11 protein-coding genes are annotated in these 13492 nt (G+C 67.4%); 6 read left to right on the top strand and 5 right to left on the bottom strand.

Features of this window, described 5'->3' with window-relative positions:
- Window positions 1–7: 7 nt before the first annotated feature.
- The 5 genes from JCR33_RS04310 to JCR33_RS04290 all read right to left on the bottom strand — a co-directional run bounded on the left by JCR33_RS04310 (window position 8) and on the right by JCR33_RS04290 (window position 4638).
- Complete coding sequence (locus JCR33_RS04310; protein ID WP_198880804.1) at window positions 8–676, bottom strand: SCO family protein; 669 nt, start codon at window positions 674–676, stop codon at window positions 8–10.
- On the bottom strand, window positions 673–2088 hold the full coding sequence (locus JCR33_RS04305; RefSeq protein WP_211110065.1) for an MFS transporter: 1416 nt from the start codon (window positions 2086–2088) through the stop codon (window positions 673–675). Before JCR33_RS04305 ends, JCR33_RS04310 begins: the two co-directional genes overlap by 4 nt.
- Before the next feature lie 284 nt (window positions 2089–2372).
- Window positions 2373–2651, bottom strand: a complete 279-nt coding sequence (locus JCR33_RS04300) for an exodeoxyribonuclease VII small subunit (protein ID WP_198880802.1) — start codon at window positions 2649–2651, stop codon at window positions 2373–2375.
- 11 nt (window positions 2652–2662) lie between these two features.
- Entirely contained in the window at window positions 2663–3586 is a 924-nt protein-coding gene (locus JCR33_RS04295) for a histone deacetylase family protein (RefSeq protein ID WP_198880801.1), read from the bottom strand.
- On the bottom strand, window positions 3583–4638 hold the full coding sequence (locus JCR33_RS04290) for an L-threonylcarbamoyladenylate synthase (RefSeq protein WP_198880800.1): 1056 nt from the start codon (window positions 4636–4638) through the stop codon (window positions 3583–3585). Before JCR33_RS04290 ends, JCR33_RS04295 begins: the two co-directional genes overlap by 4 nt.
- A gap of 46 nt (window positions 4639–4684) precedes the next feature.
- Here JCR33_RS04290 and JCR33_RS04285 point away from each other — a divergent pair, with 46 nt between their 5' ends.
- From JCR33_RS04285 to JCR33_RS04260, 6 genes are all read left to right on the top strand, one after another.
- Window positions 4685–6433 carry an acyl-CoA dehydrogenase family protein gene (locus JCR33_RS04285; RefSeq protein ID WP_198880799.1) on the top strand — a complete coding sequence of 583 codons (1749 nt, stop codon included), beginning with the start codon at window positions 4685–4687 and terminating at the stop codon, window positions 6431–6433.
- A 202-nt stretch (window positions 6434–6635) separates the two neighbouring features.
- Window positions 6636–7532 (top strand): DUF6473 family protein, encoded by an 897-nt coding sequence (locus JCR33_RS04280; RefSeq protein WP_198880798.1) that lies wholly within the window; start codon window positions 6636–6638, stop codon window positions 7530–7532.
- Window positions 7532–8770 (top strand): Stf0 family sulfotransferase, encoded by a 1239-nt coding sequence (locus JCR33_RS04275; protein WP_198880797.1) that lies wholly within the window; start codon window positions 7532–7534, stop codon window positions 8768–8770. The genes JCR33_RS04280 and JCR33_RS04275 overlap by 1 nt, the downstream gene beginning before the upstream one ends.
- 319 nt (window positions 8771–9089) lie before the next feature.
- Entirely contained in the window at window positions 9090–10940 is a 1851-nt protein-coding gene (typA, locus tag JCR33_RS04270) for a translational GTPase TypA (protein ID WP_198880796.1), read from the top strand.
- Window positions 10941–11101: 161 nt separating this feature from the next.
- Window positions 11102–12172: an ABC transporter ATP-binding protein gene (locus JCR33_RS04265; RefSeq protein WP_198880795.1), complete on the top strand. Its 1071-nt coding sequence runs from the start codon at window positions 11102–11104 to the stop codon at window positions 12170–12172.
- Between the two features lie 87 nt (window positions 12173–12259).
- Complete coding sequence (locus JCR33_RS04260) at window positions 12260–13369, top strand: ABC transporter substrate-binding protein (RefSeq protein ID WP_232372256.1); 1110 nt, start codon at window positions 12260–12262, stop codon at window positions 13367–13369.
- The last annotated feature ends 123 nt before the right edge of the window (window positions 13370–13492 follow it).

The following is a 13492-nucleotide window of genomic DNA, read 5'->3' as shown; positions in this document are numbered from 1 at the left end:
CCCACCACTACGAGGCGATGAGCGCCTTCAGCGTGTCGATCGCCTTCTGCTCCTGCGCCGCCGCCGCCTTGTCGTTCTGGCGGATGTTCGGGGCGATGAAGGGGATGAAGCCGGCATAGTCCCCGTCGGCGTCGAACAGCAGCGTATCCGATGTGTGGTTCATCGTGTAGCTCCCGTTGGACATCGGCACCTTTTCGAAGCGGACGTGATAGCGGTCGGCGACGTCGCGGATGGTGTCCTCGTCCTCTGCGGTGAGGCCGATGATGCGCTCGTCGAAGGCGCCGAGATAGGTCTTGAGGTTCTCCGGCCGGTCGCGCTCCGGATCGACGCTGACGAAGACGATGTTGATCTTGTCGGCGTCCTCGCCGAGCGCGTCGAGCCAGCGGCTCGCGTCGAGCATCGCCGTGGGGCAGACGTCGGGACAGTGGGTGAAGCCGAAGAACATCGCCCGCGGCTTGCCCTCGAGGTCGGCCTCGGTGACGGTCTTCCCGTCGAGCCCGACGAGGGTGAACGGGCCGCCGGCCTCGTCGTATCGGGAGCGGATCATCGCGGCGCCGACGGAGGAGCTCGCCTCGAGGTTGGGATCGGCCACGAGCACGCGGCCTACATAGACGCCGGCGACGACCGCCGCGACGACGAGGACCAGCGCCCAAAGAATGATTCTGGCGACCTTCATGACCCCTCCTTGATGCGATTGCCGTCGATATCGGACGCGCCGTCGTCGGAAGGAAGGGGGTCGGTCGTCACACCCTCGTCAGTGGCCGCCGTGCTGTCGCCCTCGTTCTCGGTGCCTTCGCTCTCGGTGCCTTCGGCGGGGAGCGGGCTCCAGAGCTCGGGCGTTTCCACCAGCGGGTTGCTCTCGTCGAGCGGCTCGGGGGTGATCACGTTGCCGACGGGAGCGGTGGAGAAGATGTCGAAGTCGGTGCGCATCTCCTCGTCCGGCCGCGAGCGGGAGACGATGCGTAGGCCGATGAAGGCGGCGAGGGAGGCCGCCGTGATGCCGATCACCAGGAACAGGCCGCCGGGACCCACGACCACCATCACGATCGAGGCGAGGATCGGACCGATGGTGGAGCCGATGCCATAGAGGAGGATCAGGCCGGCGCTCGTCTCCACCAGCTGCTCGCTGTCGGCCCAGTCGTAGGCGTGGGCGGCGGCGAGCGAGTAGCTCGGCAGGAGGACGGAGCCGATGCCGAAGCCGAAGGCGAGGAGCATCCATTGCGGCATCGCCTCGCCGAAGACGAGGAAGAGGCAGAAGCCCGCCGTCACCATCACGGCGACGAGGAGGACGATGCGGCGGTCGACGAAGTCCGACATGCGGCCGATCGGGTACTGCCCCACCGCGCCGCCGAGCACCGCCGCGGAGACGAAGAACGCCGCTTCGTTGGCGGTGAAGCCGGTGTCGATCGCGTAGATGGCGCCGAGCGAATAGAGCGAGCCCATCATGACGCCGTTGGCGAAGGCGCCGGCGAAGGCCGCGGGGGCGACGCTGACGAGGGTGCGCAGGTTGAAGCGCACCACCGGGATCGGCGCGGGCTGAGTGGAGCGCGTCAACGCCACCGGCACGGCGGCGAGCGATAGGGCGATGGAGCAGAGCGAGAACAGGCCGAAGCCGTCGAGCGGACGCGTGGCGACGCCGAGCTGACCGGCGGTGATCGTGAGATAGGTGATGATGACGTAGGTGCTCATCACGATGCCGCGGGTTTCGTTGGTGGCCTTGTCGTTGAGCCAGCTCTCCACGACGACGAGGATGCCGGAGATGCAGAAGCCGATGGTGAAGCGGAACAGCACCCACTCGATCTCGCCGACGACGAGGGGGAAGGCGAGGACGGCGGCCGACACGCACGACACCATGGCGGCGAAGGCGCGGATATGGCCGGAGCGCAGGATCACGAACGGGGCGAACAGGCATCCCGCCACGAAGCCCGCATAATAGGTGGCGCCGAGAATGCCGATGATGACGCGCGAGAAGCCTTCCGAGTCCGCGCGCAAGGGGACGAGCGTCGCCTGGAGGCCGTAGCCGAGATAGAGGAGCGCGGTGCCGATGAGCAGCGCGGCGACCGGCGACAGGGCGCTTCTCAAGCTCACCGACTGGGTCGTCATATCCCTGCCCCCGCCATCGGAAGACCTGTCTTGGGGGCGGGCCGTACGCCGGATCGGGATCGCTTGTCGAGCGCAAAGTCCGCTCGGCTGGCATGACGCTGGCGTTCGGGCCGGCGCGCCCGCTTCAGGGGGCCGCGGATCGCCCGATCGTCCTGCCGTCTCGCCTGGGCGAAGGCGAGTTGAGCGGCCGCATCGCCTTGCGCGAGCGTGGCGCCGATCCCCATGCGCGGCCCGCCGGGTCGCGGCGGTCGCAAACGGCGGGGCGGGGGCTAGAAGGGGACGTCCTCGTCGCCGTCGAGCGGCATGGTGCCCGACGGGGCGCCATCGGCCTTGAGGCGAACCTTCTCCACCCGCATCTCGGCGTTCTTCAGAAGCGTGTCGCAGCGCTCCTTCAGCGCCTCGCCGCGCTCGTAGAAGGCGATGGATTCCTCGAGCGGGACGTTGCCCTTCTCGAGCTTGTCGACGATCGTCTCGAGCTCGCCCATCGCCGCCTCGAACGACAGGTTCTCCACGGGGGGCGCGGCGGGCCGGGGGGTCTCATCGGTCATGCCGGTCTCCTTCAGGCGTTGGCGAGGGCGGTCACGTGCGCGACGACGGAGCGTTCCAGCGCGCCGAGACTGTAGCCACCTTCGAGGCACGACACGAGGCGGCTCGCGCAGTGCTCGGCGGCGTAGTCCATCATCTTGCGGGTGATCCACACAAAATCGTCCTCCACCAGCAGGAGGTCGCCGAGCGGGTCTTCGGCATGGGCGTCGAAGCCGGCGGAGAGGATCACGAGGTCGGGGCCGAAGGCCGCCACCGCGCGCATCACCTCGCCCTCGAACACGGCGCGATAGTGAGGACCGTCGGTGCCGGCGGGCAGCGGCAGGTTGACGATGTTGCCGACGCCGCGCTCGCTCGCCGCGCCGGTGCCCGGATAGTGCGGGCTCTGGTGGGTCGACACGTAGAGGACGCTGCCGTCGTCCTGAAAGATGTCCTGCGTGCCGTTGCCGTGGTGGACGTCGAAATCGACGATCGCGACGCGCTTGGCGCCGTGTTTCGCCTGAGCGTGACGTGCGGCGATCGCCACGTGGTTGATGAGGCAGAAGCCCATGGCGCGGGTGCGCTCGGCGTGATGGCCGGGCGGGCGGGCCGCGACGAAGGCGTTCGGCGTTTCCGCCCCCATCACCGCGTCGACGGCGGCGAGGCTCGCGCCGGAGCCGAGGCGCGCGGCGATCATGGAGTGGGGGCCGACGGAGGTGTCGGCGTCGACGGCGACGAGGCCCGCCTCCGGGATCAGCGCTTCGAGCCGGTCGATATAGCTCGACGGGTGGCAGGCGGCGATCGCCTCGTAGGGGGCGGGCTCGAAGGAGCGGCGGGGCAGGTCGGCGAGCGGCCCCGTCGCGAGGGCGCGGTCCACCGCCGCCATGCGCTCGGGCCGCTCCGGATGGCCGCGCGGGGTCTCGTGAAGGGCGAACACGGGGTCGGTGAAGATCAGCGTCATCGGGTCGCCTTCTGCGGTTCTGTGGAGAGCTCGGAGGGGGCAGGCCGCGGTGCGGCGGCGCGACCGAGCCGGTCGCGGATCGCCGCCCCGATGCCGATCGCGGGGATGGGGGAGACGGCGATCACCGCGGCACCCGTGGCGTCGAGGGCGCGTAGCCCGTGATAGAGCCGCCGCGCGGCCTCGCGGAGATCCGACGAGGGGGAGAGGCGATAGGTCCACTCGGGCCGGGCCGGGCTCGTCGCCTCGCCGAGGGCGAGCCAGGCCTCGTCCGGCCGCACCTCGTCGGCGGCGACGTCGAGACGCAGCCGCGCGCGGGGGGCGTAGTGGGAGGCGAGGAGGCCGGGCGAGCGGAGCGGGCCGGTCGGCCCGGCATCGCTCGCGGCTCCAACCGTCGCGCCGGCGAGCGGGCCGACGACGGCGCTCAGCGCGTCTTCCGCAATCGCCCCCGGGCGCAGGAGGCGCGGCGCGCCGGTCATGTCGATCACGGTGGATTCGACGCCGATGGGGCTCGGCCCGCCGTCGACGACGAGATCGATGCGCCCGTCGAGCTCCTCCACCACCGCGTCCGCCGAGGTGGCCGAGACGCGGCCGGAGCGGTTGGCGCTCGGCGCCACCACCGCGCCGACGTCGCCGGCGACGGCGCGGAAGAGGGCGGGCTCGGGCACCCGCACGGCGATGGTCGGTCCGCCGGCGCAGGCGGCGTCGGAGATCCCCCCCTCCGCCCGGCGCGGCAGCACGATGGTGAGCGGCCCCGGCCAGAACGCCGCCGCGAGGCGCCGCGCCGGCTCGGTGAACGCGGCGACCGCCTCGGCGCCCGCGAGGTCGGCCACGTGCACGATGAGGGGGTTGGTGGAGGGCCGCCCCTTCGCCGCATAGAGGCGGGCGACGGCCGTGTCGGAGCGGGCGTCGGCGCACAGGCCATAGACGGTCTCGGAGGGAAGGGCGACGAGCCCGCCCGCCGCGATGAGGCGCACCGCCGCCTCCCGCGCGGCCTCGAGGGGCGCGGCATCGATGCGCAGGGGGAGCGCGGGAGAGGGGCTGGTCGGCACCATCTACACAGCGCTAGATACGATAGCTGGAAAAATAAAGGGGTGGGGCATGTCGTACACCGCGGCCGTGGAGGAAATGGCCTTCGTGCTGGAGCGCGTCGCGGGCCTCGCCGAGGCGCGGGAGGCGGGGGCGGCGGGCGCGCTCGATGCCGACGACACGCGTGCGATCCTGTCCGAGGCGGGGCGCTTCGCCGAGGACGTGCTGGCGCCGCTCAACCGGGTGGGCGACGCGCACCACGCGGAGCTGCGCGAGGACGGCGTGGTCGCCGCGCCCGGCTGGCGCAAAGCCTACGCCGCCTGGGTCGAGGCCGGCTGGAGCAGCCTCACCGGCGAGGAGGAGTGGGGCGGGCACGCGCTGCCGATGGCGCTGCAGGTCGCCGCGACCGACATCTGGAACCAGGCGAACGCCGCCTTCGCGCTGAACCCGATCCTGACGGTCGGGGCGGTGGAGGCGCTGCAGGCGCACGCCTCCGACGCGCTGAAGGCGATCTACCTGCCCAAGCTCGTCTCCGGCGCATGGACCGGCACCATGAACCTCACCGAGCCGCAGGCGGGCTCCGACCTCGCCGGCATCCGCACCCGCGCCGAGCCGGAGGGGGACCACTATCGCCTGTTCGGCCAGAAGATCTTCATCAGCTACGGCGACCACGATCTTACCGACAACATCGTGCACCTGGTGCTCGCGCGCCTGCCCGACGCGCCGGCCGGCACGCGCGGCATCTCGCTGTTCCTGGTGCCGAAATATCTCGTCGAGGCCGACGGGTCGCTGGGCGCGCGCAACGACGTCGCCTGCGTCGGGGTGGAGCGGAAGCTCGGCCTGCACGCCTCGCCCACCTGCACCATGGCCTTCGGGGCGAAGGGGGAGGGGGCGATCGGCTATCTCGTGGGCGTGCCGCACGCCGGCCTCAGGGCGATGTTCACGATGATGAACAACGCCCGCGTCCAGGTGGGCATGCAGGGCGCCGCCGTCGCCGAGCGGGCGACCCAGCAGGCGCTCGCCTACGCCGCGGAGCGCCGCCAGGGGCATGCCGGCGAGGTCCGCGACGCGCCGATCATCCTGCACCCCGACGTGCGGCGCATGCTGTTGACGATGAAGGCGCTGACGCAGGCGGCGCGGGCGATCTGCTACGCCTGCGCCGTCGCCATCGATCGCGGCCGCCCCGGCATGGCGGACGCCGCGTTCTGGAAGGCGCGGGCCGATCTCCTGACGCCGATCGCCAAGGCCTTCGCGACGGAGGTGGGGATCGAGGTGGCCAATCTCGGCATCCAGGTGCACGGCGGCATGGGCTACGTGGAGGAGACGGGCGCGGCGCAGCATCTGCGCGATGCCCGCGTGTTCGCGATCTACGAGGGCACCAACGGAATCCAGGCGATCGACCTCGTACGGCGGAAGATCACGCTGCAGGACGGCGCGGTGCTCGCCGCCTATCTCGACGAGCTGCGCGAGGTGGCGGCGGCGGCGCGCGGCACCAATGCGATCCGGCTCACCGACGTCGCTGCTCGGCTTGATGCGGCGGTCGGCGCGGTGGATGCGGCCGCGGCGCGGATACGGCACATGCTCGCCGAAGGCCACACCGAGCGTGTGCTGGCCGCGGCGACCCCGTTTCTGCGTGCATTTGCCGTGACCGCAGGGGCTGCCTACCTGTGCAAGGCCGCGGTGCAGGACGAGGCCGCGTCGGCGGAACCGCGGGCCGCGTTGGCACGCCTATTCTCCGGCGAACTCCTATCGCCGATGCCCATCATGCTTGACGCGGCGCTCGAGGGCGGCGAGGAGGTTCTGGCTGCTCCATTGTCCTAGTGCCGGCCGCGCAAGGGAGGCGGAGCAGATTGCGATGCTTCGGACCGCGTGCGCCGCTGTGGCCCGAAAGCGGGTGATGATGATCTGGAGGAGTGTGTCTTCTCCGCTGGGCCCGATTGATGTGATGCGCTGGATCGTGAATATGATTCGGCTTATCGGTGTGGTGGCCCGCCAGCCACGTGTAGATTGAACGGAAGCGACGTTGACCAACGGAACTCCTGCCGCGCTTCCGCCTTTGTTCGGCTCCTCTCATCTCGAGACCGGGTTGGTTGGACCCTACCAAGAGACGGACAGGCGGATCATTGACTACCAGCAAGTGATGTTGGCCGGACATGCGTTTCGCGGGCCGCTGCCTGCACGGCTTTACTCGAAGGAGTTGATTGGCTTCATCGGTGCTGCCCAGACGTTTGGCCGCTTTGCTCGTGTCCCGTTTCCGACACTGGTCGGCTCAATGCTTTCCCGAGACGTCCTCAACCTCGGTTATGCAGGTGCAGGGCCGGATTTTTACCTGAACAACAAGGTGCTCTTGTCACTGCTGTCCAACTGCAAGGTGGTGGTCGTGCAGGTCATGTCTGGACGATCGGTTTCGAATAGCGTGTTCGAGAGCTTGATGGGCCGCAATGTGCTGCGTCGGCGGTTCGACAACAAGCGCATGACGGATGGACCAGCGTATGAGTGGTATCGCAAGGAAAAGGGCGGCGAGGCTGCGCTCGATCTGGTACGCGAGACGCAGGAGAATTGGGTCAAGTCAATGATTCAATTGGCGCACGCCATTCAAACAAAGACAATCCTGTTCTGGTTCTCGGAACGGTCGACCGATTTTGAGCCGAAAGGTGGCTCCTTCCAGGAATTGATGGGGGAGTTCCCCCACTTGGTTTCCACTGAAATGATCGAGAGGGTGATGGGACATTTCGATGCATATGCGACATGCGTCAGCCAACGAGGGCTTCCGCAGCCTCTAATTGATCGGCACACCGGCGAACCCGTCGAGGTTTATTTCGCCGGCGCCAGCCGCGCTCGAAATATCTATTATCCGTCACCATCGATGCACGTGGATGCTGCGATGTCGTTGGAGGATCCACTCAAGGCACTTCTGTGATGGAGACGTGGACGTATTCCGCCGCAAACGGCGAACAGAACAACTTAGAATACTATTTGTCGCTGTTGGCGCCGTTCAAGGTGCTTGATCGTCTTGCGGCGCTGCGCAAGCCCTGCGCTATCGTTGCCGATGATGCGGTGCTCGACGCCGTGCGTCGCCTGCAGACACGCGAAGGGGCCCGCCTCATCAGCAGCCGGTTGTTGACCAACTCCGGTTTTCCGACGCCCCTTGCGGGCCCGTATTTCGTGGCGACGATTGGCGACGAGATCGCAATGAAGCGTCAGCTGCGCCAAATCCTCAAAATCAAAGGTATTTTCCCAGAAATCTACGGCGTCGTGAACGACATCTGCCCGATGATGGTGTCCGAGCAAGACGTCATCGGGCGCGGGAGCCTCGACGAAGGCGTTGAGGATCTGTCGAAGGGGAAGAACTTCGTCATTCTCTGCACGCCGCGGTCGGGCAGTCAGTTTCTGGCCCGCGAGCTCGAGACGCGCGGCATCGGGGCGCCGCGGGAGCACATCCGGCCGGCGGTCATCGACCTTCTGCGGGTCCGTGGCGACGCCCGCGTGGGTGGGATGGATTTCACCTACTTCCTGCCGACCTTGGCACGTGTCGCGCGCAAGAATGACGTCTTCGGTACCAAGATCATTTCCCACTTCCTGCGCGACCTGAAGCGCCTCCTAACGCCAGCAGAGTGGGCGCTGTTGGAGCAGTTCGCCGGCGGCGCGTTCAAGATCTACCTGTTGCGTCGCAACAAGCTGATGCAGGCGCTGTCGCGCGATCGAGCAAAGTCGACGCAGCACTATCATCTGTTTTCGGAGGGGCGGCGCGAAGAGTACGCCGATAAGAGCCAGGCGTGGACGTACGACTTCGCACGAATTTCGGAGGAAATTGTGCGGCTCGGCAACGAAGAGCAGCAGCTCTTCGACATCATGTCGGCGTGGCCCAAAGGCGCCGGCTATCTCGTCGTCGACTACGAGCAGATGGACGCGGACGCCATTGCGTCGACGGTGGCGCAAGGGCTGCAGGTGACGCTTGCCGCCGACATCGAGCGTAAAGACACCCACATTCTTCGAGACGACAAGACGCGGGAGTTTGCCGAGCGCTTTGTCGCCGACTATCGAGCCGCCTATAGAGCCGATGACAGCAGCACCCACCTGCCGCATTCGTTCTTCCTTGACGCCGATGGGACATTATCCTTTGTCACGGCGCCGGACGCTTTATCGGTCGACTTGTAGTGATATGATCCGCCGGGGCACGGCCCCGAGGATCGGCCGGGCCAAGCACGATCGTCTCGCCGCAGCGCGGTGATGATCAGGTATTCGACAATGGGCTGGTGCGGATAATGTTTCCGTGCCATGGGGAAGCTGCGCGCAACCCCCCGGCGGATGCCTGACTATTCGGATGCTCGGTAGGTCCGGACGCTGTTCGAGCGTCGCTGCCGATGCTTGCGATGTCGGTCAGGAGTCACGATGTTCGCCGGGCTGACGCGTCGTCGGCGCGTCCTTGGTCGCGTCGGCTGGATCGCAGTGCACCACCCGTGTTGAAAGCCGAACCATGACCACAGCTCCCCGCGCGCTGCGCAATGTTGCGATTATTGCGCACGTCGACCACGGCAAGACCACTCTCATCGACGTGCTGTTGCGGCAGTCCGGTGCGTTTCGCGAAAATCAGCGTGTCGCCGAGCGGGTGATGGACTCCAACGCGCTCGAGAAGGAGCGCGGCATCACCATCCTCGCCAAGGTCACCTCCATCGAGTGGCAGAGCGAGGCGACCGCGCCCACCCGCATCAACATCGTCGACACGCCCGGACACGCCGACTTCGGCGGTGAGGTCGAGCGCATCCTCAACATGGTGGACGGCGCCGTGGTGCTCGTCGACGCCGCCGAGGGGCCGATGCCGCAGACGAAGTTCGTGGTCGGCAAGGCGCTCAAGATGGGGCTGAAGCCCATCGTCGCCATCAACAAGATCGACAAGCCCGAGGAGCGCCACTCCGAGGTGGTCGATATGGTGTTCGATCTTTTCGATGCGCTCGGCGCGGACGACGAGCAGCTCGACTTTCCGGTGGTCTACGGCTCGGCGAAGAACGGCTGGATGAGCCTTTCGCCCGAGCTCGGCTCCTCCGATTCGATGGGCCCGCTCCTCGACCTCATCGTCGCCCACGTGCCGAAGCCGCGGGTGCAGGAGGGCGACTTCCGCATGCTCGCCACCACCATCGAGGCCGATCCCTTCCTGGGCCGCATCCTCACCGGCCGCATCACCTCCGGCACGGTGAAGCCGAACCAGACGGTGAAGGTGCTGTCGCGCGACGGTTCCTTCGTCGAGAACGGGCGGATCTCCAGGGTGCTCGCCTTCCGCGGCCTGGAGCGCAGCCCCATCGAGGAGGGGCGCGCCGGTGACATCGTCGCCGTCGCCGGCCTTTTGAAGGGCACCGTCGCCGACACCATCTGCGCCCCGTCGGTGAGCGAGGCGATTCCGGCCCAGCCGATCGACCCGCCGACGCTCGCCATGACCTTCCGCGTCAACGATTCGCCGCTCGCCGGCACTGAGGGCGACAAGGTGCAGTCGCGCGTCATCCGCGACCGCCTGTTGCGCGAGGCGGAGGGCAACGTGGCGCTGCGCGTGACGGAGACCGAGGGGGGCGAGGCCTACGAGGTCGCCGGCCGCGGCGAGCTCCAGCTCGGCATCCTCATCGAGACGATGCGGCGCGAGGGCTTCGAGATCGGCGTGTCGCGGCCCCGCGTGGTGTTCCAGCGCGACGACGCGGGCAACGTCCTGGAGCCGGTCGAAGAGGTGACCATCGACGTCGACGACGAGCACACCGGCACGATCATCGCCACGCTGTCGGAGCGCAAGGCCGATCTGGTGGAAATGATTCCTTCCGGCGCCGGGCGGACCCGCATCGTGCTGCATGCGCCCACGCGCGGCCTCATCGGCTACCAGGGTGAGCTGCTGTCCGACACCCGCGGCACCGGCATCATGAACCGCGTGTTCCTCGAATATGTCCCCCACAAGGGCCCGATCCCGGTGCGGCACACGGGCGTCCTCATCTCCAACGGGGACGGCGACGCGGTCGCCTACGCGATGTTCAATCTGGAGGATCGCGGGCCGATGTTCATCGATCCCGGCGTCAAGGTGTACCGGGGGATGATCGTCGGCGAGCACACCCGCGGCAACGACCTCGAGGTGAACGTTCTGAAGGGCAAGCAGCTCACCAACATCCGCTCCGCCGGCAAAGACGATGCGGTGAAGTTGACGCCGCCGGTCAGGATGAGTTTGGAGCGGGCTCTGTCTTACATCACCGATCACGAATTGGTCGAGGTGACGCCGCAGAATATTCGCCTGCGCAAGGTCCATCTCGACCCGCACGAGCGCAAGAAAGCCGAGCGCGCGGCCGAGGACGCGTGACAATCGTCCTAGTCGCCGCCCCCCAGTCTATTTAGCCGGATCGTCAAACGACATAGAAGCGGCCCTTGACGCCCGCCCCACAGGCATGCCGTATTTACAGGCAGTCACAGCGCGGGAGCAGCCAACTGGCACAGGGCAGCACACAATCCGTCGGCGCCGCCGTGAAGTTCGACGGCGTCCAGAAGAGCTACGACGGGGAAACACTCGTCGTTAAGGACCTGAACCTCGACATTGCCGAGGGCGAATTCCTAACGATGCTGGGCCCTTCGGGGTCCGGTAAGACCACCTGTCTGATGATGCTCGCCGGGTTCGAGCCGCCAACCCACGGCGCGATCTATCTGGACGATCGCGAGATCAGTCAGTTGCCGCCCCACAAGCGCGGCATCGGCATGGTGTTCCAGAACTATGCGCTCTTCCCGCACATGACGGTCGGCGAGAACCTCGCCTATCCGCTCAAGGTGCGCGGCAAGTCCAAGGCGGAGATCAAGGACCGCGTGGACCGGGCGCTCGCCATGGTGGAGCTGTCGGGCTTCGGGGGGCGGCGCCCGGCGCAGCTCTCCGGCGGTCAGCAGCAGCGCGTGGCGGTCGCCCGCAGCCTGGTGTTCGAGCCCAACCTCGTTCTGATGGACGAGCCGCTCGGCGCTCTCGACAAGCAGCTGCGCGAGCAGATGCAGTACGAGATCAAGCACATCCACGAGAATCTGGGCGTGACGGTGGTCTACGTCACCCACGACCAGACCGAGGCGCTGACGATGTCGGACCGCGTCGCCGTGTTCAACGACGGGGTGATCCAGCAGCTCTCCCCGCCCGAGGAGCTCTACGAAGACCCCAAGAACTCGTTCGTGGCGCAGTTCATCGGTGAGAACAACAAGCTCAGCGGCAGCGTCACCGAGGTTTCCAACGGCACCTGCCAGGTGACCCTCGACACCGGCGTCACGGTCACCGCCAAAGCGGTGAACATCGACGGCAAGGGATCGCGCACGACGCTGTCCCTGCGGCCGGAGCGCGTCTTCATCGGCGACGCGGCCGTCGACAATCGCCTCGATGGCCGCATCGAGGAGCTCATCTATCTCGGCGAGACGATCCGTGCGAGGCTCACGGTGGCTGGCAACGACCAGTTCATCGTGAAGGTCCCCAACCATGGCCTGAGCGAAGGCCTGACGGAGGGCCAGGCCGTGACGGTGGGCTGGCGCACCGCCGACTGTCACGCACTTGACCCGATCGCGGGCTGAGCTGCGCTGAGATGTCATGCCGCGGCCCCCGCGGCCGCGATCGCCACATTGCCGGTCCCGAGCCGGCACATAAGAGGGAGACGAGTTTTGCTGAAGCAAATCGCATTGGGCACCACAATTTCCGTGGTCGCGCTGAGCGCGGCGATGGCTCAGGACACGCTGACGATCGTGTCCTGGGGCGGCGCCTACTCCATGAGCCAGCTGAAGGCTTATGACGAGCCCTACACCGAGAAGACCGGCGTCGAGATCCTTCACGAGGACAAGTCGAACCAGGCGCTCGCCGGCATCCGCAGCCAGGTCGAGGCCGGCAATGTGAGCTGGGACCTCGTCGACATGCTGCAGGCGGACGCTCAGCGTGCGTGCGACGAGGGGCTTCTCGTCGAGATCCCTCACGACGAGTGGCTCGCCCCGGCGCCGGACGGCACCCCGCCCACCGAGGATTTCATCGACGGCACCCTCGGGGACTGCTTCGTGCCGCAGATCCTCTACGCCACCATGTTCGCCTACAACACGGACGCCTTCCCCGATGGCGGCCCGCAGACCATCGCCGACGTGTGGGACCTCGAGAAGTTCCCCGGCACCCGGGCGCTGGAGAAGATCCCGCAGAAGAACCTCGAGTGGGCGCTGATCGCCGACGGCGTGCCCTCCGACGAGGTCTACGACGTGCTCGCCACCAAGGAAGGCCAGGATCGTGCCTTCGCCAAGCTCGATTCGATCAAGGATCACCTGATCTGGTGGGATGCCGGCGCGCAGCCGCCGCAGCTCCTCGCCGACGGTGAGGTGACGATCGCCACCGCCTACAACGGCCGCATCTTCAACGCCGCGGTCAACGAGGGCCAGCCCTTCGAGATCATGTGGGACGGCCAGATGTTCGAGGTCGACGGCTGGGTGGTTCCGGTCGATACCGGCGACGAGGACGCGATCAAGGAATACCTCAACTTCGCCACCGACACGCAGCGTCTCGCCGATCAGGCGAAGTACATCTCCTATGCCCCGGCGCGGAAGTCGTCGGTGGATCTCGTCGGTAACTTCTGGAAGGAGGAGGGCGGCAAGATGGTCGAGACCGACATCGACATGAAGCCGCACATGCCGACCACGCCGGAGAACTTCAAGAACGCCATCCAGTTCGACACCGAGTTCTGGGCGGACTACGGCGATGCGCTGGAAGAGCGCTTCAACGCCTGGCTGTCCTCCTGAGGACCTGAGCGGGCGGCCGGCGGCCGCCGCTTCTTCGGCGGTCGGCTCGTGGCCGGCCGCCACCCTCCCGCCAGGACGCCCATCGCCTCGACGAGGCCGCGGCGGCCCGGCGCCGGAACGACG

It is taken from the genome of Acuticoccus mangrovi (assembly GCF_016411865.1).
Classification (GTDB): domain Bacteria; phylum Pseudomonadota; class Alphaproteobacteria; order Rhizobiales; family Amorphaceae; genus Acuticoccus; species Acuticoccus mangrovi.
This window is presented reverse-complemented; position numbering and strand designations above follow the sequence as displayed.

Bases quoted from the DNA above. Each gene is read 5' to 3' on its own strand.
- JCR33_RS04310 (WP_198880804.1), bottom strand. From the start codon at position 676: ATGAAGGTCGCCAGAATCATTCTTTGGGCGCTGGTCCTCGTCGTCGCG.
- JCR33_RS04300 (WP_198880802.1), bottom strand. From the start codon at position 2,651: ATGACCGATGAGACCCCCCGGCCCGCCGCGCCCCCCGTGGAGAACCTG.
- JCR33_RS04295 (WP_198880801.1), bottom strand. From the start codon at position 3,586: ATGACGCTGATCTTCACCGACCCCGTGTTCGCCCTTCACGAGACCCCG.
- JCR33_RS04290 (WP_198880800.1), bottom strand. From the start codon at position 4,638: ATGGTGCCGACCAGCCCCTCTCCCGCGCTCCCCCTGCGCATCGATGCC.
- JCR33_RS04285 (WP_198880799.1), top strand. From the start codon at position 4,685: ATGTCGTACACCGCGGCCGTGGAGGAAATGGCCTTCGTGCTGGAGCGC.
- JCR33_RS04275 (WP_198880797.1), top strand. From the start codon at position 7,532: ATGGAGACGTGGACGTATTCCGCCGCAAACGGCGAACAGAACAACTTA.
- typA (WP_198880796.1), top strand. From the start codon at position 9,090: ATGACCACAGCTCCCCGCGCGCTGCGCAATGTTGCGATTATTGCGCAC.